Genomic DNA, 1,926 nt, shown 5'->3' on the forward strand with positions numbered 1-1,926 from the left:
CACGAGCACTCGCGAGGGGCGCCGGTAATCTAAAAACGTGTTGGACGAAGCCGCGGGCACGCCGCTGCAGCTATGGGTGTTGAATCACTGCGCCGTTATTTGTGGACGTCGTGATCTGGACTGGAGACAAGTCCAAAGCGGACATTATCACGAAAGTACTGGGTGGAAGGGACATCTGGGAAGCGAAGTAGCCGACAAATGCGAAGCGCCGGAGGTTTGACGTCGGAAGAACGACAACAGGGCATCTATCGGCTGCCACGGCGGCCGGAAGAATCCCGAAATGGAAGGTGGCGGTTCTTGGTTGATCGAGGTCTCGCATCAAGAAGTGTCCGGTGAACGAGCGGCACTGAACGAACCTGGCTGCAAGACCTCGACGCACACCATGTGGCCTTGATGACAGGATGGACATTGACGCAAGGAAGCGGCATTGCAGTGCTCAGCCTTCTCGGGGCAATCGGAGGGCTCTTCCGGCTCCGAATGAGCGTCGGCGGATATCATTCCGAGCAGTTCGCGGCAGCGAGCGAGCTTTTGCTTGCGGTAGCGGTTACCCAGAAAACCATAGTAGCGAATACGTTTGAAGCCTTCGGGCAGGACATGGATGAGGAAACGCCGAATGAACTCCCCGGCGTCCAGCGTCATTACTTTCTGCTGGCTTCCGTGGCGGTAATCCTTCCATCGAAAGCGTACTTTGCCGTCTTCGATATCGATGACACGGCTGTTGCTGATCGCTACCCGATGCGTATAGCGGCCGACATAGTGCACAACCTGTTCGGCGCTGCCAAATGGCGGCTTGGCGTAGATAACCCAATTGATTCTGCGGACATCGTTCAGATAACGCTGAAACGCAGCCGGATCACGCAACGGTTCCAGCGACGAGAAGAATTGTAGCTCGCCGGTATCGAACGACTTTTGCAAGGCGCTGAGAAATAGGCGCCGGAACAGACGGGAAAGCACGGCCACGGGAAGAAAGAAGCCGGGCCGGCACGCGATCCAGCGGCTGCCATCCGGGGACAGTCCTCCTCCAGGAACGACGCAATGGAGGTGGGGATGGTGAAGGAGGTTCTGGCCCCAAGTATGAAGGACAGAAAAGAACCCGATCTCGGCACCGAGGTGCTTGGGGTCGGCAGCGATAGTCCGCAAAGTCTCTGCAGCTGTGCGGAACATAATATCGTACACGGTGCCGGCATTCTGGAATGCGATCGCTGCGATTTGGTCGGGTATGGTGAAAACAACGTGAAAATACTGCGTATCGAGAAGCTCCGCTTGTCGGGCCTCGATCCATTCTGCCCGCGCGAGCGATTGGCACTTGGGGCAGTTGCGCGAGCGGCAGCTATTGTAGGAGATCCGCCGCTCTCCGCAGTGATCGCACTGCTCGACATGGCCACCGAGCGCGGCCGTTCGGCAGCGCTCGATCGCCGTCATTGCTGCACGTCGTTCGGTCGATAGAGACCTCCAGTGCGGCTCGCGCCAGGCAGCACCATAGCGGCGGAAGATATCCGCCACTTCCGGACCTGAGCGTCCCATGGGGCCGCCGTCAGAAATGTTCAGGCGGCGGCGGTGGTGGTGCCTTAGGGATTGGGCGCGGCAGCAGCTCCAGCGGGCTGGTCGCCGCGCAGACTTTGTTCGTGGCTATCCGGAGATATTGCGCGGTTGTGGACAGGCTGCGATGGCCAAGCAAGAGCTGGATGGTGCGAAGATCGGTGCCGGCCTCGAGTAGATGGACGGCGAAGGCATGCCGCAGCGAATGCGGCGTCACGGGCTTGGCAAGGCCCGTTAACCGATGCGCCTTGCTGCAGGCGTCCTGCACCGCGTTGGTCGATATCGGCTCGTTGGGGATACCGCCGGGAAACATCCACGTGCTCGGCCGGACGGCGCGCCAATAGTCGGTCAGTGTCTCCAGCAACCGTGCCGAGAGCATGACGTAAC

General features: G+C 59.7%; 2 protein-coding genes. Both read right to left on the minus strand.

The genetic code is table 11. The features are described from left to right. Nucleotides 1-318 precede the first annotated feature (318 nt). Nucleotides 319-1,524: an IS91 family transposase gene (locus IVA82_RS14745; RefSeq protein ID WP_247493357.1), complete on the minus strand. Its 1,206-nt coding sequence runs from the start codon at nucleotides 1,522-1,524 to the stop codon at nucleotides 319-321. A gap of 10 nt (nucleotides 1,525-1,534) precedes the next feature. Then, nucleotides 1,535-1,926 (minus strand): tyrosine-type recombinase/integrase (locus tag IVA82_RS14750; protein ID WP_247493358.1); only part of this gene is annotated, 392 nt, incomplete at its 5' end.

Source organism: Bradyrhizobium sp. 142 (assembly GCF_023074015.1).
In the GTDB taxonomy this organism is placed as follows: domain Bacteria; phylum Pseudomonadota; class Alphaproteobacteria; order Rhizobiales; family Xanthobacteraceae; genus Bradyrhizobium.